This window comes from Haemophilus parainfluenzae, from assembly GCF_003252725.1.
Classification (GTDB): domain Bacteria; phylum Pseudomonadota; class Gammaproteobacteria; order Enterobacterales; family Pasteurellaceae; genus Haemophilus_D; species Haemophilus_D parainfluenzae_L.
Genome location: NZ_QEPO01000005.1, coordinates 90,635 through 114,317, shown reverse-complemented (window position 1 = coordinate 114,317; position 23,683 = coordinate 90,635). Strand labels below are relative to the sequence as shown.

At 40.6% G+C, this 23,683-nt stretch carries 21 protein-coding genes and 1 pseudogene; 7 read left to right on the top strand and 15 right to left on the bottom strand.

Annotated features, from left to right (window positions below; translation table 11 throughout):
- Positions 1-70: 70 nt before the first annotated feature.
- Complete coding sequence (gene hslO, locus DPV85_RS07300) at positions 71-937, top strand: Hsp33 family molecular chaperone HslO (RefSeq protein WP_111327558.1); 867 nt, start codon at positions 71-73, stop codon at positions 935-937.
- Between the two features lie 43 nt (positions 938-980).
- On the opposite strand, the gene DPV85_RS07295 is transcribed toward hslO, so the two are convergent.
- Positions 981-1,847, bottom strand: coding sequence for an alpha/beta hydrolase (locus DPV85_RS07295; protein ID WP_431830607.1), 867 nt, complete (start codon positions 1,845-1,847; stop codon positions 981-983).
- Positions 1,848-2,061: 214 nt separating this feature from the next.
- Between DPV85_RS07295 and pckA the strand changes: the two genes are divergently transcribed.
- Entirely contained in the window at positions 2,062-3,678 is a 1,617-nt protein-coding gene (pckA, locus tag DPV85_RS07290) for a phosphoenolpyruvate carboxykinase (ATP) (RefSeq protein WP_111327557.1), read from the top strand.
- 94 nt (positions 3,679-3,772) lie between these two features.
- Here the strand turns inward: pckA and DPV85_RS07285 are convergent, their stop codons facing one another.
- The 9 genes from DPV85_RS07285 to DPV85_RS07245 form a co-directional block, all read right to left on the bottom strand.
- The gene (locus DPV85_RS07285) at positions 3,773-4,048 is read right to left on the bottom strand and encodes an HmsD (RefSeq protein ID WP_065420546.1); all 276 of its coding nucleotides are present in this window, start codon (positions 4,046-4,048) and stop codon (positions 3,773-3,775) included.
- A gap of 3 nt (positions 4,049-4,051) precedes the next feature.
- Positions 4,052-5,293: a poly-beta-1,6-N-acetyl-D-glucosamine synthase gene (pgaC, locus tag DPV85_RS07280; RefSeq protein ID WP_111327556.1), complete on the bottom strand. Its 1,242-nt coding sequence runs from the start codon at positions 5,291-5,293 to the stop codon at positions 4,052-4,054.
- A 9-nt stretch (positions 5,294-5,302) separates the two neighbouring features.
- Positions 5,303-7,219 carry a poly-beta-1,6-N-acetyl-D-glucosamine N-deacetylase PgaB gene (gene pgaB / locus DPV85_RS07275; protein WP_111327555.1) on the bottom strand — a complete coding sequence of 639 codons (1,917 nt, stop codon included), beginning with the start codon at positions 7,217-7,219 and terminating at the stop codon, positions 5,303-5,305.
- 21 nt (positions 7,220-7,240) lie between these two features.
- Positions 7,241-9,658, bottom strand: coding sequence for a poly-beta-1,6 N-acetyl-D-glucosamine export porin PgaA (gene pgaA / locus DPV85_RS07270; protein ID WP_111327554.1), 2,418 nt, complete (start codon positions 9,656-9,658; stop codon positions 7,241-7,243).
- Positions 9,659-9,863: 205 nt separating this feature from the next.
- The gene (fecE, locus tag DPV85_RS07265; RefSeq protein WP_049374859.1) at positions 9,864-10,631 is read right to left on the bottom strand and encodes a Fe(3+) dicitrate ABC transporter ATP-binding protein FecE; all 768 of its coding nucleotides are present in this window, start codon (positions 10,629-10,631) and stop codon (positions 9,864-9,866) included.
- Positions 10,631-11,614: a Fe(3+) dicitrate ABC transporter permease subunit FecD gene (gene fecD, locus DPV85_RS07260; RefSeq protein WP_048953924.1), complete on the bottom strand. Its 984-nt coding sequence runs from the start codon at positions 11,612-11,614 to the stop codon at positions 10,631-10,633. Before fecD ends, fecE begins: the two co-directional genes overlap by 1 nt.
- On the bottom strand, positions 11,614-12,603 hold the full coding sequence (gene fecC, locus DPV85_RS07255) for an iron-dicitrate ABC transporter permease FecC (RefSeq protein ID WP_111327553.1): 990 nt from the start codon (positions 12,601-12,603) through the stop codon (positions 11,614-11,616). The genes fecD and fecC overlap by 1 nt, the downstream gene beginning before the upstream one ends.
- A complete protein-coding gene (locus DPV85_RS07250) occupies positions 12,603-13,493 on the bottom strand; it encodes a Fe(3+) dicitrate ABC transporter substrate-binding protein (RefSeq protein WP_111327552.1) in 891 nt (296 codons plus the stop codon). Before DPV85_RS07250 ends, fecC begins: the two co-directional genes overlap by 1 nt.
- A gap of 91 nt (positions 13,494-13,584) precedes the next feature.
- A complete protein-coding gene (locus tag DPV85_RS07245) occupies positions 13,585-14,451 on the bottom strand; it encodes a DMT family transporter (RefSeq protein WP_070592649.1) in 867 nt (288 codons plus the stop codon).
- A gap of 112 nt (positions 14,452-14,563) precedes the next feature.
- Here DPV85_RS07245 and msrAB point away from each other — a divergent pair, with 112 nt between their 5' ends.
- Complete coding sequence (gene msrAB, locus DPV85_RS07240; protein ID WP_005695172.1) at positions 14,564-15,625, top strand: bifunctional peptide-methionine (S)-S-oxide reductase MsrA/peptide-methionine (R)-S-oxide reductase MsrB; 1,062 nt, start codon at positions 14,564-14,566, stop codon at positions 15,623-15,625.
- Positions 15,626-15,634: 9 nt separating this feature from the next.
- Positions 15,635-16,111: a redoxin family protein gene (locus DPV85_RS07235; RefSeq protein WP_111327551.1), complete on the top strand. Its 477-nt coding sequence runs from the start codon at positions 15,635-15,637 to the stop codon at positions 16,109-16,111.
- 43 nt (positions 16,112-16,154) lie between these two features.
- Here the strand turns inward: DPV85_RS07235 and DPV85_RS07230 are convergent, their stop codons facing one another.
- From DPV85_RS07230 to DPV85_RS07210, 5 genes and pseudogenes are all read right to left on the bottom strand, one after another.
- Positions 16,155-16,700 carry a carboxymuconolactone decarboxylase family protein gene (locus DPV85_RS07230; protein ID WP_111327550.1) on the bottom strand — a complete coding sequence of 182 codons (546 nt, stop codon included), beginning with the start codon at positions 16,698-16,700 and terminating at the stop codon, positions 16,155-16,157.
- A gap of 121 nt (positions 16,701-16,821) precedes the next feature.
- Positions 16,822-17,190: pseudogene (locus DPV85_RS07225) on the bottom strand (hypothetical protein); the annotation flags it as partial.
- A 69-nt stretch (positions 17,191-17,259) separates the two neighbouring features.
- Positions 17,260-18,093, bottom strand: a complete 834-nt coding sequence (gene manZ / locus DPV85_RS07220; protein WP_049364739.1) for a PTS mannose transporter subunit IID — start codon at positions 18,091-18,093, stop codon at positions 17,260-17,262.
- A gap of 10 nt (positions 18,094-18,103) precedes the next feature.
- Positions 18,104-18,901: a PTS mannose/fructose/sorbose transporter subunit IIC gene (locus DPV85_RS07215; RefSeq protein ID WP_005695178.1), complete on the bottom strand. Its 798-nt coding sequence runs from the start codon at positions 18,899-18,901 to the stop codon at positions 18,104-18,106.
- Positions 18,902-18,919: 18 nt separating this feature from the next.
- Positions 18,920-19,888 (bottom strand): mannose/fructose/sorbose PTS transporter subunit IIB, encoded by a 969-nt coding sequence (locus DPV85_RS07210; RefSeq protein WP_111327548.1) that lies wholly within the window; start codon positions 19,886-19,888, stop codon positions 18,920-18,922.
- Between the two features lie 300 nt (positions 19,889-20,188).
- Between DPV85_RS07210 and DPV85_RS07205 the strand changes: the two genes are divergently transcribed.
- Genes DPV85_RS07205 through DPV85_RS07195 form a run of 3 tightly spaced genes read left to right on the top strand, consistent with a single transcriptional unit; the run spans position 20,189 to position 23,652 of the window.
- Positions 20,189-20,665 (top strand): DMT family transporter, encoded by a 477-nt coding sequence (locus DPV85_RS07205; protein ID WP_049364740.1) that lies wholly within the window; start codon positions 20,189-20,191, stop codon positions 20,663-20,665.
- 48 nt (positions 20,666-20,713) lie between these two features.
- Positions 20,714-23,449 (top strand): YdbH family protein, encoded by a 2,736-nt coding sequence (locus tag DPV85_RS07200; RefSeq protein WP_049364741.1) that lies wholly within the window; start codon positions 20,714-20,716, stop codon positions 23,447-23,449.
- Positions 23,446-23,652: a YnbE family lipoprotein gene (locus DPV85_RS07195; protein WP_005695183.1), complete on the top strand. Its 207-nt coding sequence runs from the start codon at positions 23,446-23,448 to the stop codon at positions 23,650-23,652. The genes DPV85_RS07200 and DPV85_RS07195 overlap by 4 nt, the downstream gene beginning before the upstream one ends.
- Positions 23,653-23,683: the final 31 nt, after the last annotated feature.

The following is a 23,683-nucleotide window of genomic DNA, read 5'->3' as shown; positions in this document are numbered from 1 at the left end:
TTTTTGAACGTTTACAATTTATTTTCAAAATTGACCGCACTTTTACTCAAAGAATAAATAGGAACAAATAATGAATTACACTCAAGACAATGACAAACTTTACCGTTACCTTTTTCAAAACCGTGCTGTGCGTGGTGAATGGGTACGATTAAACCAAACTTTTACGGATACCTTGAATACCCATCATTATCCAAAAGCGGTACAAAACTTATTGGGTGAGATGATGGTGGCGACTAATTTGTTGACCGCAACATTAAAATTTAACGGTAATATTACTGTTCAAATTCAAGGTGATGGCCCATTAAAATTAGCTTTAGTAAATGGTAATGATCAACAACAAATTCGTGCATTAGCCCGTGTGCAAGGTGATATTCAAGATGGTATGAGCCTACATGATATGATCGGCAAAGGCGTATTAGTGATTACGATTGCACCAACAGAAGGTGAACGTTATCAAGGCGTTATTGGTTTAGATAAACCAACCATTACGGAATGTTTAGAAGACTATTTTGTTCGTTCAGAACAATTACAAACCCAACTTATTATTCGCACAGGTGAATATGACGGTAAAGCCGTTGCAGCTGGGATGTTGCTACAAATTATGCCGGATGGCCAAGGTACGCCAGAGGATTTTGAGCATTTAACTATGTTAGCTGCAACCGTAAAAGATGAGGAGTTATTTGGATTGCCCGCAGAAGAATTGCTTTATCGTTTATATCATGAAGAAGTAGTGGAAGTGTTTGAACCACAAGCTGTTTCTTTCTTCTGTGGCTGCTCACCGGAGCGTTCAGGGGCAGCATTATTACTGATTCCAGAAGCTGAAATTGATGAAATCTTAGAAGAGCATAAAGGCAGTATTGATATGCAGTGTGAATGTTGTGGCACACATTACTTCTTCAATAAAGAAGCGATTGATAAACTCAAACAAGCCCAATAAGAAAAATCCCCGTTCATGATAACGGGGATTTTTTTATACGCTTTTATTGTTGAACTTGTTCCAAGCAATGTTTGATAGCGTCAGGAATCGAGCCACCATGATTTTTATTGGGAATGGAAATAAACTCTACGGAATTGCCTTGTTTTTCCAATATTTTCGCCAATTGATGCGCATTGATTGTTCGCATTTGTTTCCGTTGATTAATACGCTGTAATTGTTCTTCAGTCATATTCGGATCCTGCTCAGGATGTTCTTCATAATAGCCTAATGTAATTAGAATATGTGACGGTTTTTGGCTAATCCATAGCTTATTTTGAGGTAAAAATGAGCCATTTCCCCACCAAAGAGAAGGGCTTGCCAAGGTGTAATATTGAAATAAATCTGGTTGATGGAAGAGCACGTATAATCCAAACAACCCACCAAAAGAATGGCCAAAGAAATATTGTTTTTCCTTATTAATATTGAAATGCTGCTCAATGTAAGGTTTTACATCTTCTTGAATAAAACGTAGAAAATCAGCAGCTTTCCCTCCTTTGGCAAATTCAGCGCCTTCTACTGGAAAAGTGTAATCTCTCATTCGTTCCTCAATGACGTAAGCTTTATCAGATACATAACCAATACCGACAATAAGGGGGAGAGGTTTGTTAGGATTGACAGCATTCACTGCTATTGGAAATTGAGCGTTACCATCTAGCGTATAAAGTGCGGTCAGTTTTTTCGACGTTTTCGGTGGAATAGCAATAAACAAACGATAATTCTTGCCTTCAAAAGTAAAATCTTTTTGTTGAATTTGGTACATTTTTTTCATGCTTTCTTGAATAGGTGGAATCTTAAAGTCGGGTTCTGCTTGCGTGATTTGCGTAAATATCAGCAGACAAAATAAAAAGAGTAAACGCAAAAATGAGAACATAGTTATTGAGTCTTGAGTTGATAATAGTTCTCACTATATCGAAAATATGATGGGTAAATCAACCTTGTTGTATCTTAGCCTCTTAAACCACCTAAAAAGGGGTAGAATTTTCAGATGAATGTTCAAAAATGAGATCTAGTTAACATTTTTTTTTTGACAATTCCCATACAATAAACGTAGGAAAAATTTTTAAACTTTAATCAAGAGGTGAACTATGACTGATGTTAAAAACGTAATTAAAGAACTTGAAGCCGTTGGTATTCATGATGTTAAAGAAGTGGTTTATAACCCAAGTTATGAACAACTTTTTGAAGAAGAAACAAAACCAGGCTTAGAAGGCTTTGAAAAAGGTACACTTACCACAACGGGTGCGGTGGCTGTTGATACAGGGATCTTTACCGGTCGTTCACCGAAAGACAAATACATCGTTTTAGATGATACCACAAAAGATACTGTGTGGTGGACTTCTGATGTGGCGAAAAACGATAACAAACCAATGACTCAAGAAACTTGGTCAAGCTTGAAAGGTCTTGTGACTAAACAACTTTCTGGTAAACGTTTATTCGTGGTTGATGGTTTCTGTGGCGCAAGTGAACAAGACCGTATCGCAGTACGTATTGTGACTGAAGTAGCATGGCAAGCACACTTTGTGAAAAATATGTTCATTCGTCCGACAGAAGAACAATTAAAAACCTTTAAACCTGATTTCGTGGTAATGAATGGTTCTAAATGCACCAACCCGAACTGGAAAGAACAAGGTTTGAACTCTGAAAACTTCGTTGCATTCAACTTAACTGAGCGTATCCAATTAATCGGTGGTACTTGGTACGGCGGCGAAATGAAGAAAGGTATGTTCTCAATGATGAACTACTTCCTACCACTTAAAGGTGTAGGTGCAATGCACTGTTCTGCTAACGTAGGTAAAGACGGTGATGTAGCAATCTTCTTCGGTTTATCAGGTACAGGTAAAACCACCCTTTCTACTGATCCAAAACGTGAATTAATCGGTGATGATGAGCACGGTTGGGATGATGTAGGTATCTTCAACTTTGAAGGTGGTTGCTACGCGAAAACTATCCATCTTTCTGAAGAAAATGAGCCAGATATCTACCGTGCAATCCGTCGTGATGCATTATTAGAAAACGTCGTGGTTCGTGCAGATGGTTCAGTTGATTTCGATGATGGTTCTAAAACTGAAAATACTCGTGTGTCTTACCCAATTTATCACATTGATAATATTGTTAAACCAGTATCTCGTGCAGGTCACGCAACGAAAGTAATTTTCTTAACTGCGGATGCATTCGGTGTGTTACCTCCAGTGTCTAAATTGACACCAGAGCAAACCAAATACTACTTCTTATCTGGTTTCACTGCTAAATTAGCTGGTACAGAGCGTGGTATTACTGAGCCAACTCCAACCTTCTCAGCATGTTTCGGTGCGGCGTTCTTAACTCTTCACCCAACACAATATGCTCAAGTGTTAGTTAAACGTATGCAAGCTGCTGGTGCAGAAGCTTACTTAGTTAATACTGGTTGGAACGGTACAGGTAAACGTATCTCAATCAAAGATACTCGTGGTATTATCGATGCAATCCTAGATGGTTCTATCGAAAAAGCAGAAATGGGCGAGTTACCAATCTTTGATTTAGCGATTCCAAAAGCATTACCTGGCGTAGATTCTGCGATCTTAGACCCACGTGATACTTATGCGGATAAAGCACAATGGGAAGCGAAAGCGAAAGATCTTGCTGGACGTTTTGTGAAAAACTTCGAAAAATATGCAACTAACGCAGAAGGTAAAGCGCTTATCGCAGCAGGTCCAAAAGCTTAATTAGAGAATATCATATCTAATTAAACATCTCTAAAAATAACCGCACTTTGATTTGTAAACCAAAGTGCGGTTTTTATATTAAGTTTTTTGCGAGTTATTCTTTTGCTACGGTAAGAATAGACCAAATATAAGCCAATATGACCAATACCGCAGAGACAGAAAACATGATGCTGACCACATCAACGAAAAAGAAACTTTCCAGAATCGGTTTAGTGAAGATGCGTTCCGCATATCTCGCGACAAAAGTGATGATATAAGCCCATAAAGCCCAGGTAACTAGATCTAGTACAAAGCTTTTGGCTTTAATCAGCAAGGGAAGGCTGCTACCTTTATTAATAACCATCAATTGTTGTAAAGTGGCGGTTGCCATTATTTAAACTCCTCTGTCAGGGCTTGTCCAGACAGCTAGCTTGGACTTGTTTCTAAAAATCGCTTTTGGGATTCCAATGAGTAAGGTTACCGTATTGAGTAACCAATAAACGTAGGGATACCAAATGCAGGAAATTCCATATTGGATCAATCCTTTTTCATAACGTGAATCAATGTATAAGCTTAAGAGACACTGTAAGAAGAAGGAAAAAAACATGATCGAGATATTTGTTTCAAACAGCTCCATGTTTTGAATACCTACACCTAAGGTAATCTTGCGGTATAGTGAAAGTGCAACCAGTGCAACTAATAAGATTGCCCAAGTTGCGGTAACAAAATATTCGGCATACATTGGCCATAGACGGCGGTTTCTCCAACGCCAGACCTGAGGAAAATATTTGAGAATGGTTTCAGCACCACCTTGTGCCCAGCGTAAACGCTGTTTGTATAAGCCATAAAGACGTTCAGGCATTAATACCCAACATAAGGCACGAGGCTCATACATAATGTTGTAACCGGCTGTTTGGATTTTCCAACTGACATCAATATCTTCGGTGATCATATTGGTACTCCAGCCACCGATTTCTTCCATTACATCTTTTCGGAATAAACAACATACACCAGATACGGTGAAGATGGTTCCCATCAGGCTTTGAGCGCGTTTGATTAAACCGATAATGGAGCTAAATTCAGACACTTGTAAGCGACCTAGGATTGTACTGCGGTTACGTACGCGTGGGTTTCCTGTAACGGCGCCATAAGCACGGTTTAATTCGAGGGATTGCACCATGTAATCGATCGCATCGAAATCCAATACGGCATCGCCATCAATACAGGCCACATATTCACCTTTAGCAACTAACAAGCCATGATTTAATGCGCTGGCTTTACCTTGGTTTTCTTGGTGAAGCGCCACGATGCGTTCGTCAGCTTTTGCCCAACGTTCAATAATTTCACCTGTGTTATCTTTACTGCCATCATTGATAAAGATCAATTCATAGTTTGGGTATCTGAGTTGGAGCAAGTAAGGAATAGCTTCATCTAGATTGTCCCCTTCGTTGTAGCAAGGCACCATAATGCTGACCATAGGAACGCGTTCTTTGGACATTTGTTGGAAAGTCGGTTGCCCGAGTTTTCCTTCCATAAACAGGTAATAACACAGACTTGCCGTTACCCAATATATTGCCATCCCGGCAGGATACATGAATACGAAGATACTCACTGCTTCTAAGAATTGTTGGTTCATGATCAATCCTTATTTTTTCCCTGCATTCGTATTTACGGAAAAATACGGTCTCATTTTGTTCATATCCGGTTGGTTTGTTAAAAAGTTATCCGGATAGTAGCCATAGCTATAAATATGATTTTTTTGTAATAGCGTCATCCAATCAATCAATTCGGATTCAGGAATTGGTTTTTGAGTTCGCCAATTCACCGCTTGGAATTCAAATAAGACTTTATCTAATGGCGCTTGGGCTTTCACATTTTCAATGAGAGAAGCAAACCATTGATAGGCTTCTTTTTGTGAAATAGGCTGTTCATTTTCCATGTATGGCATCGCCATGATGGCAGTGGTATCGTAATTGTCGGTGAGCGTTTTTAAGTTTTGTGCCAACCATTCTTCTGCATTTGGATTTGTGATCACTGATGCATAAAGATTACGAGCCGTTTTAAGAGAATATGAACCACGCAAGAAATAAGGTTTTAACGCATCGGTGAGTTGATGGGTTAATTGGATTAAATCTTGTGTTTTTTGTTTTGCTTGTGGACTAACCATGCCTTCAGCGTGAGTGCCTTCAGCACCTTCAAAATCGGTTAGGAACGCATCATCGTGGAATAAAATGCCATTAAATTTGGCGTAGAATGACAAATCGTTATAAATGGATTTAATGATTTCGACATTCTGTTTGTTATAAGGTGAAAGGCGTAAATAAGCCTTTGTTGAAGGCTTGCCTGTACGGCTATCAATGACATATTCCGCCTCTTTTACGCTTTTTCGTAAATCAAAGGCGAGTACAGGCATCCAAGCATAAACTTGTACTCCTGCGCGTGTTTGTAATTGCCAGGCAATTCGACCAAAAATATCATCGCGAACAGGAAGATATTTATTAGGGAAATACAAGGCATCGGCTACGCCATCCCCATCTGGATCGGAGAAGGCTTGAAGATAAACTGTCGTCACACCATAGCGATAGATGCGGTCGATTAACTTATCAAGGTTTTTGGCTTGCTGAGCTTTATCCGCATCATAGACATAATCTAAATCGACATGCAGTACTCGTTGAATTTGTTTGCTTTCATCAATGCCATCAAGATAGTTTTTAACGGTATTTAGATCGGTTTCTGCATTAAGTAATAAGCGTCCAATATGTTTATCGCCCACTTTATTGATGATTTTTTCACCTAATGAGAAATAGTGTGGCATTCCTGCTTGTCGTGCAAGTTGCACAGCAACATCATTAAATTGTCCATAAGGCCACACCATTATACGTGGTTTCTTACCGATATGATTGACTAACGTTTGAACAGAACGAGTGAAATCAGATTTCAATCTGTTTTTGTAGGCATCTTCAGTTTCATATTTTCCGTTTTTATATTCAGGTGCAATCACTGAGGGTAATTGACCACCAGATGGGTTGGCATTTATACCGTTGTGAAGATTATGAGTATGTGAGGCTACTTCAATGAGCCCACTTTGTTCCATTTCTTTGACTTGCGACCAAGTGGCAAAAACGGAACGATCTAACATTTTATCGGCATAAGCGATTTTTTGATCTGCCGGCGTATCTAACCAGCCTGTCACTGGCGCAAAAACAGCAGGGTAGTTATAGGCCTTTAATAGAGGAAAGACCACGTTATACATGGTTTCATAGCCATCATCGAAGCTTAGCAATACCGCATTATCAGGTAATGTGCCTTTACCATTTTCAGCATCGATAACTTGTTGCCAACTGATCACGTTGTATCCATTTTCTTTTAGCCAATTAAAATGTTTAATTAAGGTTTGGGCTGGAATCGTTTGAGGAAAATAATGTTTTTGATTTTCAGCCGCACTTTCATCTACAACAGAGTGGTAAGCTAATACGCCATAACGATCTTGCGCAAAGGCAAAAGCCGAAAAAAGGGAAAGCGTGCAAATAATGATTTTTGCAAAATGTTTTAGAGATCTCATAAAGTTATACCGCTTAAGTATTTAATAATAAATAGAGAAGTTTAAATTTCCGAAATTGTTGAATTCAGCACTGCCGTCGTAAATATTCTTTTTACGACCAATTTCATAAGACACGCCAAATTTTTTACCAACACGCCATTGGTGTCCGTAACTTATCGACCACATTTTTTCTCGACTGAGTTCTGCCTGTTTATAAGCACCCACACTGGCTTTCAGGTGATGATTTAAGACTAAGCCATAATTAAGTGGTTGGTAGTAACTTAAATCCGCACTGAATTCCAAGCTTGTCGCTTTTGATGGGTTGTAATATTCAGCAGAATCAATGGTTTTATTTTTGCTGTAATCGACTCTGAAATTGTTGGTTAGCGCCCAACGGTCATGTTTGAATGTATTGAGATTCAACCAGAAATTGGCTTCTTTTCTTAAGTTGCCGTCATCAAATTTCATGACGCCACCACCTAGTCCGGCTTGGAAAATATCGGAATAGGAATACGTAGTAGAGAAGCCAATATCTTTGGTATACACACCTTTATTGATGGCTTTAACCGGTGTGCCGCTACCATTAATATTGGCATCTAAATTAAATGACCAGTGTTGGTTGAGGGTATAATTTGCTTCCGTCGAGAAATAGGCTTTATCATTAAGCTTAATGCCTTTCCCACCTTCCATTTTTACTTGAAGTGGATAGAAATTGAGTTCAGTGCCTACACCGATTCGACGCGAAATAAGACTTTCTTTGTCATAAGGGGAGTGAGTTTCTAAATAATGAACGTAGAGATCGTGACCATTTGCTGTTTTCGGTGTGTAAATCGCATAATCTTGACTACTTTCATTGCTATAACTTATTGGTGAGGTGCGATGCTGTAAGCCGACGCTCCCTACAACTTTGCCAGAACGTGCTTGTTCATAATGCTTAATAAGGGATTGCGCTGACTGACGTTGTTCTTCATTCATTGCATCAAGTGTTTTTGAAACTGTTGGTAAATCATTTTGACTCAAGGCCGTTTCAGCTAGGTTATTACGAGCTTCTTGCTGATCATTTTTACTCAAAAAATAACTGGCTTTTTCCGCCCATAATTTAGCATCATCATAATTGCCGAGATTTCGCTCAAGTTCCGCTTTTTGCAACATAACCCATGGATCACCAGGCGTTTTGTTAAATAGACGATCATCAATAAGTTGTTGAGCTAATTTGCTGTTACCGCGCCATAACGCTAAACGAGCTAAACCAAAATAGCGAGAATCGTAGCCAGGATTCAGAATTTTTGATGTTCGGGTATAGTCATTGATATAAACATTTGAATTCATACGCTCTAAATATTGTTGCGCCAATTCAAATTTGCCAGCATCGCTTGCAGTGAGAGAGAGTTTATGAAGTAGACCATCACTCACAGCGAGTTTATTGTTTGAGGCTTGTTGTTCAATTGATTGATAAATCGCTAATGCTTTGTGTGGTGAGCCTTTTGCTGCCCAATAATCACCAAAGGCTTCTTCTAAATATGCAGGCACATTAGATTGAGCCTGTAATGTATTGAAGTCATCTTTTATTTCATCAAATTTATTCAAGCGAACACCCATCACAAAACGATCTTGCAATGCTTGTTGATACAGAGGATGCTCAGGATTAATTTTGGTCAAAAGTGCGGTCAATTCTTCAAATGATTTTTCTTGTTGTGTAGGTGTCGTCGCATTTTTGGAGGAGGTAATCGTCTTACCATGCTCAAACCACATCATATCTTTTTGATTGAATTGATCGGGATAGGCTTTTTGTAGTTTCTCTTGTAATGGTTGAAGGTTGTATTTCGATGCTAAACGATACAACTCTCTCATTAAGGTGATATTTTTCGGATTTTGTTCTAACTGACGTTGCCAACGGCCAAGTTTAGCCATGTCGGGTTCGGTGAAATCAAGCAAATAACTTTCCGCATCAAGATAAGCATTATCTTGTCCAAAACGTTGTTTATAAACATTCAGTGCATTTTTTGCCGCAGTGTAGTTTTTAGTTTCAGTGGAGGCTAATGCGCCACCAAGCCATCCATTTGGATTATCAGGGAATTGCTTTTGCAATTGGGAATAGAATGCAACAGCACGGTCATATTGTTTTTCATTTCGAGCGGCTTTGCCTAAATTTTCCAGTTCATTTTGGGAAAATTGCGCTGGTGCGCAGCTTTCGCAAAGTGAAAGTGCTTTAGCGGATTGATTCGTCCTCAGATAGAGTGTAATTAAATCATCGCGCACTTTAATATCGTTTGTCCTCTTAAATAAGGCCTCAAGTTTTGGAATGGCTTGATTTAATTGTGTCTCTCCTTGACGAGAGAATATGATGATATTTTCTCGTTCGGTATCAATAGAGGAATTTTGGGCATAGGCAACCTGTGCTACCGAGGTACTGACACCTGCTAATAGCATTGCCTTAAAGACATGAGATAGAGATTTCATTTTTAAGTTTTACTATATTAATAATAATTATCTAGTGCTTCGTTATTTCTGACAATGTGAAGAAAGTGTAAGTTTCGTAAAGTGGTCCGACCTCGTGGTGAGCTATGAAAAACATTAGTTATGTATAACAGCGGGAATTTTAGGTGAAAAATAGGCGTTTTAGTAAAATAAAACGCCTATTTGATATTAGAGAAGTGATAGTAGGTTATTTCAAAATAAACATCGGTGTATTGCTGATAGGATCACGATGAATGATGACATCTAAATCAAACACATCCTTCAGTAACTCTTCGGTCATGACCTCATCAGGTGTGCCTTGTGCCATCACAGCCCCCTTTTTCATGACGATTAAGTGATCGCAATAGCGGCAGGCTTGGTTGAGGTCATGTAACACCGTAATCACCGTTTTACCGTTTTGTTGCATTTGTCGCATCATGCCCATGAGTTCTGCTTGGCGGTTTAAATCCAGATAAGTAGTCGGCTCATCGAGTAGCACTAATTCAGCATCTTGCGCAAGTGTCATGGCTAAAAATACCCGTTGTTGCTGACCACCAGATAAATCAGAAACCAACTGTTCGGCGAGTTCGGCAGTTTGTGTTTGCGCCATCGCCCAATTAACCAATTCTTCATCTTTTTGGCTGAGTTTACCCCAGAGGTTTAAGTAAGGTGAACGCCCGTAAGCGATCAATTCGCGTACTTTAATGCCTTCTGGTACCAAGTGTTGCTGCGGGAGAAAAGCCAATTCTTGGGCATATTCTTTAGGGCTTTTTTGCCAAATATCCTGACCTTTATGGGTGATTGAACCTTGCTTCGGTTTGAGTAAGCGAGCAACCGCTTTTAATGTGGTGGACTTACAGCAACCATTTGGGCCGATTAATGCAATCACTTTATTTTTCGGGAATTTTAGCGACAGATTTTTAACCACGAGTTTATCTTGATAACCTAAAGATAAATTATTGATTTCAATGCTCATTATTTAGTTCTCATCAATAAGTAGAAGAAATATGGCGCACCGATAATTGCAGTCAGAATGCCCGCTGGTAGTTCAGTTGGTGGGTCAATCACCCGCGCCAAAATATCCGAAAGTTGTAATAAGAGGGCGCCAATAATCAAGGCTGCCGGTAATAGGGTGCGATGTCTGCCGCCGACTAAACGACGGGCAAGATGTGGCGCAACCAAGCCTAAAAAGGCAATCGGACCACAAATTGCCACGGCTGTAGTAGAAAGGGCTACCGCTAACACTAAAACGCTAATTTGCACTTTATTTACGGTCACGCCCAAGGTGGAGGCTTTGTTTTCACCTAAACCAAGGGTATCGAGATCGCGACAGAAAATAAATGGCAAGGGTAGCAACACTACTAACCATGGCAATACCACATTCAAATAAGACCAGCTGCGCCCCCACAGGCTTCCTGTGAGCCATAACATTGCCGTGTTGATCTCGACCGGATTGGTAAGCATCAGATAATGACTAATGGCTGCCCACAATGCGGAAAGTGCGACCCCAATGATTGCCATTTTGATAGGGCGGAAGTTAAAACCGCACACGATCCATAAAATGACAAAAGAGAGCACGCCGCCTAAAAAGGCAAAAATAGGCATCCAGTAAAATGCCAAGTTTGGCAAGAACATCAATACTGAAACAGCAACCAACCCAGCCGCGTTGTTAATCCCTAAAATGTCGGGAGAGGCAAGTGGATTGCGCACCACGCTTTGCACTAACACACCAGAAATTGCTAAGGCTCCGCCTAATAAAATCGCTAATACTGCACGGGGTAGGCGATATTCCATCAAGGTAAAATAGTTTTTATCATCAGGCTGAAAGGCCGCCCAAATTTCCTCAAAAGAAAGCGTATAAGTGCCAAGGCGAATACTCAATCCAAAGAGTAGTACCATCAGGCTGAGCGTGATGACATAAAAGCCGATAGCACGAAAAGATACATGAGAGGTTCGCATTAGTGTCTTCCTCTGGCAAATAATACAAAGACTGGCGCACCGATTAAGGCAAGTACCGCACCAGCAGGTACTTCGCTAGGGAAGTTGACCGCGCGGGCAATGGTATCTGCAGCCAGCATTAAAATTGCGCCGAGTAGCATCGCCATGGGGAGCGATTTTCGCAAGTCATAACCAATCCAATAGCGGGCAAGATGGGGCACGAGTAAGCCAATAAAGGCCACGGGACCAGCAACACTTACGCTTGAACCCACAATCAATAATGCCATGATGTTAGCGTACCAACGTAAACGAAAGAGATTGATGCCTAGGGAACGAGCGGATTCATCGCTTAAATTGAGTAAATTCAAACGACTGGCAAAAAACAGGCAGAAAAGTGCGGTCAAAATAAAGAACGGAAATAACGTCAATAATTCATTCCAACGAGCATGTGCAATGCCGCCAGCTAGCCAACTCATAATACCGAAGGCATGATCTTCCGCGATAATGAGCACCAATTTCGTGAGGGCGGCACAAAGTAGTGATACAGCAATCCCCGCTAAAATCACTCGGCTACGATCCCCACTGTTGTCTTTCCAACCATTGCTGATCAGCATTACCACAAACCAACTCAGACCGCCGCCGATACTAGCCACTAAAGCAATGCTATAACCAGAAAGAATCAGGGGGCTAAACGCACTGGTGGTCACCATGGCAAGACTGGCTCCCGAGTTCACGCTGAGTAGCGTAGGCGAGGCTAGTGGATTACGCGTAATGGTTTGTAACAACGCTCCTGCCACCGCAAGATTGGCGCCTAAAATCATGCCAACTAATGCGCGCGGTAGGCGTAAATCGGTTACCGTAATTTTGGCAATTTCATCGCCATCGGGGAGGAACGCTTGTAACGCTGCAAGCGGTTGAATTTCGATGGGATAATACAAAAACAGGCTTCCCCATAATAGGAAAGCCAGAATGATAAGGGGAAGTCCCCAACGGAAAGCGGACTTCATCATTATTTTTGTTTCACGAAACCTTCAATTTGTTTTGCCATAATTTTGCTCGCTTCCAAGCCACGGCCACGAGCCCACATGTCGGCATCAACGCTGTAAACATGGTTCGCTTTTACGGCAGGAATAGCTTTCCACAGTGGCTCAGCTTCCCATTTGCGCGCAATACTTTCATCACGATAATGGGCGATGAACAAGTATTCCGGTTTTTCCATTACTAATTGTTCAAGGTTGATTTCCACGAAAGCTTGATCACTATTGAGTTTAGTTGGGGCAAAACCTAATGTCGTTAAGAAACTACCCACATAGCCATTGTCATTTTGGATATTAAATTTATCTTCTCGGGAAGTACCAAATGAGGCTTTTTTGCCTTGTACACCTAGATTTTTTGCAATGTTGGCAATGTAATCGTTATGTTCATTGATCTTCGCTTTCATTTCGCTACTTTTACCGACTAAATCACCAATTTTTTGCGTAGTTTCAAGATTTTCTTGATAACCTTCATGACGAGAATCGAACATCACTGTTGGTGCAATTTTTTTCAATTCTTCAAACACCGCTGTGTGACGGGACGGATCGGCAATAATTAAATCGGGTTTGAGGGAAGCAATCACTTCAAGACTTGGTTGAGAACGCGTGCCAACGGATTGCCATGCAGCAATTTTTTCGCGTACTTGCGGCAAAATACGATCGACTTTGTTGTCGTCAGCCACACCTACTGGACTTACACCGACTTGGGCTAAGGCATCCACAAAAGAATATTCCAATGCCACAACACGGCTTGGGGTTTTATCAAGGGTAAATTCACCTTTCGCATCTTTAACCGTCACGGCGCTAGCAAATGCAGATGCCATTAACAATGCGGAAGCTAAAGTAGTTTTGAATAATTTTTTCATGTTGTGTCCTCAATAATAAAAAGCATTTGGATTATACACTCAAACAATGTTATTGAGAATAGTTATATTCTAGCTATTTGGTCGGATTTCTCTATTTTGCCCGCATTCTGGCAAGTAAACTGACGGCAATAATAATGACTAATGAACCAATCCAGAAATTTAGGCTTGGTACGTTATCCCAGAAGAACCAGTCACAGATGCTGGAGAAAATCACGCCAGTAAAAGCAAAAGGCGTGATGACATTGGCAGGGGCGTATTTAAAGGCGCGAGTGAGTAATAATTGGAAAATAAGACCAAATCCGCCCACTAAAAGCAGTAATGTGAATCCATGTAGTGTTGGTATTTCCCATTGAGTAATAAAAAAGAGTGGCAATAAAATCGAGCCTAATAAGTGGAAGTAAAACACGATATTTTTAGGTGAGTTGTGTTTATTGAGCTCTTGTAAGCTGATAAATGCCATGGCCGCCAATACTGCAGCACCTAACGCATAGCCTACATGGATAGGGTTGATATTCATTGAACCGTTGGTCAGCATAATGATGGATACACCGATAAACCCCATAAAACTGCAAGCTAATACTTTTAATGGCGTTCTGACTTTAAAGAAAAACAGCAATAAAGGCACAAAAAGTGCGGACGTATTCATCAATAAAATCGCAATAGAAATCGGTAAATATTTAATGGCGTAGAAGGTTAGCAACATACTGGCAATGCCGGCTAGATTACGCAAAATGAGAAACTTCCATTGCGACATATCGACTTTGAAATCTCCATCTTTAATTAAAAAGGGCAAGAGAAAAACAAAACCAATAAAGAAGCGGGAAAATAAAATTTCACTGGACGGTAATTCATCAGAGGCGTATTTTACAAATACACCCATTAAGGCAATGCTGATGTAAGCTAACACCATACAAACAACAGCTTTTTGATAATTATTGCGGAGATGTATGTTTGGCATAAAGGTTCCTTGCACAACGTGCGGTAAAAAATTGCCTTATTTTGTAAGAAAATGGGCTTGTCTTCGTCTAATGAAATGCAAGCTGAAGATTTTTCTATAATAAGGAAAGAAAATGAAATATACAAAAACATTTCTCATATTGACCGCACTTTTTGGCGGTTTGCAAAGTAGTTTAACGTATGCTGATCACACAGAATCATCAAAGGAGCAAAAAATGACAATGGAAAGTAAACAAGAACAACAAATTATTTATCTTGCCGGTGGTTGTTTTTGGGGACTAGAAGCTTATATGGAAAGAATTCAAGGCGTGACTGATGCCGTTTCGGGTTATGCCAATGGAAAAGGTGATACCACTAACTACCAATTATTGCATGCGACAGATCATGCGGAAACCGTGAAAGTCACTTACGATCCAAATAAAATTTCGTTAGATAAATTACTGCAATATTATTTCCGCGTGATCGATCCAACCAGTATTAACAAGCAAGGTAATGATCGTGGCAGACAATATCGCACCGGCATTTATTATCAAAATGAGCAAGATAAAGCGGTTATTGAGGCAGCATTGAAAACTTTACAAAGTAAATATCAAGAACCGATTCAAATTGAAGTGGAACCGCTGAAAAATTATGTGGAGGCGGAAGAGTATCATCAGGATTATCTCAAGAAAAATCCGAATGGCTATTGCCATATCGACATCAAAAAAGCCGATGAGCCATTAATTGATGATAAAAAATACCCAAAACCAAGTGATGCAGAATTGAAGCAAAAATTGACCGCACTTCAATATGACGTGACACAAGGCAAACATACCGAACGCTCTTTTAGTAACGAATATTGGGATAATTTCGCGCCGGGTATTTATGTGGATATCACCACGGGAGAACCGTTGTTTTCTTCCAAAGATAAGTTTGAATCCGGTTGTGGTTGGCCAAGTTTTACTAAACCGATTGCCGCTGAAGTGGCGGAGTATCAAAAAGATAATAGCTTTAATATGACTCGTATTGAGGTATTAAGTCGCAGTGGTCATGCCCATTTAGGCCATGTGTTTGATGATGGCCCTCGTGATAAAGGTGGTTTACGTTATTGCATCAACAGCGCATCGATTAAGTTTATTCCATTAGATGAAATGGAAAAACAAGGCTATGGCGATTTGATTCCCTTTGTGAAATAAGAGGAAAAAATGAAAAAAATATTGACCGCACTTTTATTGTTTTTGAGTCCATTGAGCTTTGCACAAGAGAAGGTGTCTTTGGCGGATATATCCTTGAAGACGTTGGATAATCAAACTGTCTTTTTATCACAATATCAAGGCAAACCACTTTACATCAAAATGTGGGCATCTTGGTGTCCAATTTGTCTGGCAGGTTTAGCGGAAATTGACGATCTTAGTGCTGAAAAGAATTTGGATTTTAATGTGATTACGATTGCCTCACCTGGACAAAAAAACGAACAAAATAGCCAAAAATTTATCAATTGGTATAAGGGGCTAGATTATAAAAACATCACGGTATTATTGGATGAAAACGGTGAAATCATTAAACGAGCTAATGTATTAGGCTATCCGTTTAATTTGCTGTTGGATAAGGATTTAAATCTTATCAAAGAACAACCAGGGCATCTCAATTCAGATCAAATAAAACAATTTGTGAAGGAATAAAAAAGTGCGGTCATTTTGGACCGCACTTTTTATATTGGCTTGATTATGCAAATGCTTGTAATTCAGGATTGATTGGGGTTTCAGCGATGTTATTCACATAGTTACATAATGTGGCGAGGCTGACACCTAAAATCACATCAATAGCATTTTCTTGAGTATAACCTACATCAAAGAATGCTTTAAGTTGTGCTTCGGTTAATTTTGCTTTTTGCAAAATAACAGCAAGGGTGAAACGCGCTAAAGTATCGAGTTTTTTATCACTTTCAATACGAGCTGTTGCACGAATTTGGTTTACAAGCTCTTCTTCAAGTTTTAACACTTTTAAAGCAATTTTCGTGTGGCCTGCTACACAGAAACCACAACCGTTAACTACAGCAGCAGTAATTTGCACCACTTCGCGTTCTGTTGCGGTTAGGCTGTTACGACCATTAATGCCACCCACCGTGCGATAAGTTTCAAGTGCAGTAGGGGCATTCGCAAGAACACCAATTAAATTTGGAATAAACCCATTGGCATTTTGTACGGCTTTTAAAGCTTCTTGTGCTGCTTCAGGGGCTGATTCAATGGTGTGAATTTTAAATTGAGACATAAACTACTCCTAAGGGATAAATCATAAATTTCCGTTTGATAATACCTTTCTAACTTAAGTAAGAAAAAGAAGAAAAGCTTATTTCATATAGCTAAAAGTTATGATTATTTTGGCGTTGCTAGGCTAAATGCGTTTTGACGACAGACAGTAATCTCTCTAACTCTGTTTTGCCTTTTTCGGAAAGCACTTTGTTGTCGCGCAACATTTGGGTGGCGCGTGCTTCAATAAAGCGGAGGTAATCGCTGTTTTGGGTTTCTTGGAATTGCTTTTCGGCTAATTGCATTTCGGTGAAATCTTTATTGGTTTGAGCAATTAGCATTTTTTGACCGATTAACACAATCAGCGCCGCAATTAATGCGATGATGGCACCGTAGCCGTTAGTGGGATAATAAAGCATGCCCGCCAGAATAAAAAGTGCGGTCACTAAATTGGATGAATTTTTGATATAGCCTTCAGCCGGTGGTGGCTTGATGAGATCTTTCCAGTTCATAGGATTTATATGTCATGCTAAAAATTTGCCTTCCCACAAGAAAAAGAGGGAAGGCAATATCATAATGTATTAGGCTAACACACCAAAATGATAGCCTAAAATACCCACGCCGAATAAGGCGAAGATGATGTACATGGCGTTGATTTTTTTACGTAATAAATACATACATAAGAAGGTTAAACCTAACGCCGCAAGGCCTGGGAGAAGATCGTTTAACACGCTTTGTACGGTGGTCACTACTTCTTCGCCCATTTGGTTTTTATAGCGGGAAAGTTCTAATGGAATATTAATGCTCGTCCATTTCGATACCAGTGAGCCCATGACAAAGAGACCGAGGATAGACGCCCCCTGCGTTAATTTTTGTAAGCGGCCGCCGCCCATATCGTTAACGATTGTGGTACCTTTTTCATAACCGTATTTGAAACCATACCAACGAGTTACTGCACGGCAAAGGTTGATACCGATGAAGAAAAGCAATGGCCCCAAAAGGCTACCGGTAATGGCTAAACCTGCACCAAGTGCGGCTAATACAGGACGTAATGTTCCCCAGAAAATGGGGTCACCCACACCGGCTAATGGTCCCATTAAACCGACTTTCACCCCGCTGATTGCTGAGTCATCAATATCGTTACCGTTCGCACGTTCTTGTTCCATCGCGGCAGTAACACCAATGATCGATGAGGCCACCCAAGGCTGGGTGTTGAAGAATTCTAAGTGGCGTTTTAATGCCGCTGCTTGATCTTCTTTTTTGCTGTAAAGACGTTTAATGGCAGGGATCATAGATACACAGAAACCCATTGCTTGCATACGTTCAAAGTTGAAGGAACCTAGCAAGAAAGTTGAACGCCAGTAAGTGCTACGAATATCGCCTTTTGTTAATGATTTTTTAGTTTGTTCAGTCATAATTTCTTCCTTATAGTCCTTCAAGTTCATCGTCAGCTAATTCACGTTTTGCAACTGCTTGTGGTGCAGTAGATTGATGGAAACGTGGGTTCAATTGAATGTAAATCATCGCTAAGCATGTGCCTAAAATACCGAGACCGACAAGGTTGTAATTGGTGAAAGAGGCGATTACGAAGCCTAGGAAGAAGAATGGCATTAATGCGCCTGCACGCATCATATTGATGACCATCGCATAACCAACGACCACGATAAAACCACCAGCGATTTGTAAACCGCGAGTGACCACTTCTGGAATCGCATTCAATGCTTCAGTCACTGTATCCGTACCTGCCACTAACGCAACGAAGAAGGTTGGAATCGCCACGCGTAACGCTTGTAACGCAAGACCGCTGAAGTGACAGAATTCAATGCCGCGGAAGTTCGCTTTTGCGGCAAAATCATCGGCTTTGTGTTGAAGGAAGATGGTTAAAGTACGAACAAAGATGGTTAATACTTGACCTGCTGCGGCTACCGGAATCGCAATCGCTAATGCGCTCCCTTTATCTTGGCCGCCTTTGATGACGAGGATAGTCGCAATCACACTGGCTAATGCCGCATCTGGTGCCATTGCCGCACCCACGTTCATCCAGCCTAATGCCACTAATTCAAGGGTACCACCGACAATAATACCGGTTTCTAAATCCCCTAATACTAAGCCGATTAGGGTACAAGCAACTAAAGGACGATGAGTTTGACGTTCGTCCAATACACTCCCCATACCGCAAATGGCGGCAACGAGTGTGACTAAAATAATTTCCATTGTTGTCATAATGAATTGTCCTCGTAATTAAAATTGAATCGCATCAAGCTCTTTGTGTGTGAGCATTGATTTCGGGCTGCTCGCCACTTGTTGCAAGCTTAATTCCACGCCTTTATCTAAAAGCTGTTTAAATGCCGCCACATCAGTTGGGTTGACAGCAACTGCTTGGGAAAGCATCTTATCGCCTTCACGGAATGTCATACCGCCCACGTTAACTTTATCAATTTTCACGCCGCCTTCGATTAAGCGCACGATATCTGTTGGGTTGGTCACTAACCAAAGAATGTTTTTTCCCGCATATTTCGGGTTGTGATACACCTTAATGGCTTTTTCCACAGGAATCACATAAGCTTTCAAATGTTCAGGGGCGATTTGAAGTAATAAATCACGACGAAGCGCATCATTCGCCACATCATCATTTATCGCAAAAATCGCTTCGCATTTCACCGCTTTCGCCCAAGAGGTTGCCACTTGACCGTGGATTAAACGGCTATCAATACGCAATAAGGAAATGTTCATATTGCCAGAAAGTGCGGTTGGATTTGGAGCGGTTTTTGGTGCTTCAGCTGGTTTAGCAGCGGGCGTTGGAGCAGTCTTGCTTTCTTTAGGTTGACGGAAGGATTTCACGGCAGCGACCCCGACTTCTTTTGCGGTTTCTACCAATTCATCTAAGCTGGCGCCATCTTTGGCATCAAGCACTTCTAGCAACATTGGTAGATTAATGCCGGTGACGATATCGGTATTATCTCTTTCACTGGCAACTCGGCTTGCCGCGTTATAAGGGCTACCACCAAATAAATCGACCAGAAAGAGCACCGGTTCATTTTCAGGCAGTGTGGCAATAATCGCATTATATTTCTCGATTAAATGCTCACCGCCTTCACCCGGTAAGAAAGTCACGACATGGCAGTTTTCATCTTCGCCATACACCATAGCGGCGGAATTGACGATTTCTTCAGAAAACTTACCGTGCGTTGCAACGATAATGTGGGTCATGGATATTCCTCCCATTGAGTTGATAAAATCAGTCTATTTTGCTTTCAATACGCATTGCGCAAACGATTGCTCCGAATGGAGTTAAGTGTATTGATTTGAAGATTACCGTCAAATAAAGAATAGTCAAATAGTGATCGAGATCAAATAAACAGGTAAGATGACTTACAACTTTTGAGGTATTTATGAATGAAATGCAAAGTGCGGTTGATTTTGGGACGATTTTTATCGAATGGAAAGCATTTCGCGACAAGACAAATAGGAAAAGGTTAAAATAAGCCAAATTTTCTGTTGGGAGTTTCAATGTTTTTTGTTTATCTCATTATCGCCTTAGCGGCAGGTGTTGCACTTGCCACGCAATCAGCAATTAATACTCAACTCGCGAAAGCCATGAGTGGCGAAGCAGTGATCGCGACCTTTATTTCTTTTGCAGTGGGAACGCTCGTTCTCTTTTTTATTGCTTGGGTAAAAACCGATTTATGGGGCAATTTATCAACCGTCCCTTCACAACCTTGGTGGAAATTAATTGGTGGGATACTTGGTGCAGTTGTCGTGTTCACAACGGTTTTGCTTGCACCTAAGCTAGGCATTACCGCGATGTTATTTTTTATCATTGTCGGACAATTAATTACCGCAGCCACTATCGATCATTTTGGTCTTATCGGTATGCCGATTCGAGAAGTAAATATCACGAAATTTATCGGCTTAATTATTGTCGCCTTTGGATTAGTATTTTATTTCTTTGGGGATAAGTTAGTTGAGCTATTTGGGACGAGATAAGATAGAATACGTCTCTGTTCATTTATTTATCGCGTAATTGGGGAAACTATGCGAAAGCGTTGCCTGTGGGCTTTGATTATTTTGTTGCTCTTGATCGTAGTAAGCGTTGGCTTAGTGCTCGTTTTTGCGACCCCGAAACGAGTGGAACAACTTGCAAATCATTTTTTAGCACCACATTATCACATTGAATTAGCTGATGACTGGCAATGGAAAGCGACAGGTTTAACGCTACCTGAGCTAAAAGTGAAAACAGATCAATGTACCCTCATAAACCTCAATGATGCGCAACTCACTTGGTGGAATACGCATAGTCTTGATATTGAAAAGGCTGGCTTGAATTATGATTGTTTAACTCATTTGCCAAGCGATAACGCTGAAAAAACACCGCCAAATTTAACCGCACTTTGGGCGGCATTGCCTATTTCTGATGTCAAAGTTAAACACTTTCAATTAACAAATACCGACGCACTAAAACAAGCCGCGCTGCAGCCTTTTTTATCGGCTGATTGGGCGTTAGATGCAAACTATAATGGCAACCAATTAGCACTAGAAGCACAAGCGAATAATGATGGGCTTGAGCTGCATCATCAATCCACTGTTACGCCACGAGATGGGATCTTCCAATGGACAGGCAATACCGATATCAAACAATCAGGCGATAAAACCTATGATCTTCAGTTCACTGCAAATTTTGAGCCCGATCTTTCTCAACTTCCTCAACAAGGAAATGTTTTATTCAATTGGAATAACCCAGAACTAGCCGTCACAAAAGGCGAGGCAAAAGTGTCGTGGCAAGGTGCGGATGGTCAGTTAAATGTTCAAGATTTAACGGCAAATTCTCCGTTGTTGGATGTGCCTTTCGTCTTCACCAAAGACGGTTTGGATATTTCATGGGGGAAATTTTACTGGACTTTCGACAGCTATCAACCGATTAAAGGCTTCCTTGGGTTATCTATCCACCGTGCAGCAGAGGGCTTGTTGCCGTTAAGCATTGATATGAACGTGATCTTGCAAACCTTTGGCGAAATGGGCAAAGGGGAGATCGTGATTTCAGGCAAAAATGGTGAAATCGGTGGTGGCGATGATAATAATGAATTGGATTTTGAGCTGAAAACACGTGGGGATTTACGTTATAACTCGACTGTGGCACTCACTAATTTAACTTATCATCTAGGTGGGATTTTTACGCATCCCGTGGTGTATTTTTATCCGGGGTCGGTCTTTAAAATGGATAACGAACAAGAGGGCACCAAGTTACATGTTCGTTTACCGTTAGATGACATTATTATCGGTCGTTATGGCTTAGAAGGGCGTTTGCAGGCAACGTTGAATGGCACAACCCCGCAGTTTGAAAATCTCAATTTAAAATTAGACGGAAACGCCCACGAGTTTATTGCCGGTATTAAAACCGTGTTTGACTTCCGAGATGAAGAACATAAGTTACAGTCGGTGGAAAAACAAGCGACAAACCGTTGGGATTGGATTATCAATGGAAGCGCAAACTGGAAATCCTTAAATACGCCAGTCAAAATGGAAGGTAAAGGATTTTGGGAAGCCGATCATATCGAATTAAATCAACTTTCTGCTCATTCTAAAGAAGTCAAAATGAAAGAGGTAAAAATGGCACCACTTTCATTGGAACTTAAAGATCGACTCCGCTGGGATTATGAAGAAGAACATATTCGAGGCTTGTTACAAGCGAAAACAGATTGGATTGAACTGGCTTATGGCGGTCGTTTTGTTTCGCCTGTTTTTGGCTTAGGCATTGATGGTAAGAGTATCAGTAACTTCAATTTTGCAGGTGATTTAAAGGCTGGTTCGCTTGGGCCTTTAGATGTTTTGGGTGTATATCAGAATAGTGCACTTTCAGGTGAAATCAGCTGGAAAGAACAATCCGCAAAAGTGTTCCAATCACTCTTCCCACAAAAATGGAACTGGTTAATTCATGAGGGTAGCATCAAAGGACAGAGCAAATTCGTGATTAATACCAATGGCGTGAAAATGGGCGGGGAATTGAACCTGAAAAACGGTAAAATCACCATGCCAGATGGTGAAGTGTATGGCTTGAATATTCGCTTCCCAATGAATTATGAAAACGAGGCATTACAAGTGGCCTCAGGTAAGCCAATTCATATTTCGACTAAAAATATTCGCTATGGCGCGCTTTCTGTCTCAAATGGGGAATTAGATTTATTCGGTCGTTATCCGAATACCATGAAAAATCCACTTATCTTAAAAAATGTGAAACTTTCCTTATTTGATGGTGAATTGACGGTACCTCAGCTCACTTTCCCACAAAGTAAAATGGCGACACTTTCTTTTACCAATATCGATTTAGCCCAAGTGTTAGCCTTAGCGCAATATAATCAAGTAACCTTAACCGGCCGCGCGAATGCGACCCTGCCATTTTGGCTCGGGCATAAGGAATGTTTGATTTGTAATGGCACATTGGAACAAGTGGGAAATGTGTCCATCAAATTAACGGATGAAATGGTGAAAGGGCTGAAAAAAGGCGGTTGGACAGAGAATATTTTGGTGGATTTATTAAAAGAAATGGAACTGCAAAATTCCCATGCGGCAGTGACGCTCGATCCGAAAGGACAAATGACGTTGCGTGCAAGTATTAGCGGGTTTAATCCAACCAAGCGAACCCATAATCCGATAACGTTAAATTATACGCACCAAGAAAATATGTTTGAATTGTGGAATATGATTGACTATGGCTCACAATTTGAACAAAATCTGCAATATAAACTTTATAAGCAATTAGACAAAGACAAATGATAAAACACCTTAAATTTCAACCGCACTTTTTTATTTTTGCGGCAATGTTTACACTTACAGCTTGCACACCAACCATTCAATTGGATACACCAAAGGAAGGCATCACCATTAATATGAATGTGGTGGTGGACCATAATATTAAAGTGGAAATGGATGAAAAATCCCAGAAAGCTGTGGGTGAAGTAGAACCTGCGAAGAAATAATCGAATAAAAAAGACAATCTAAAAAGATTGT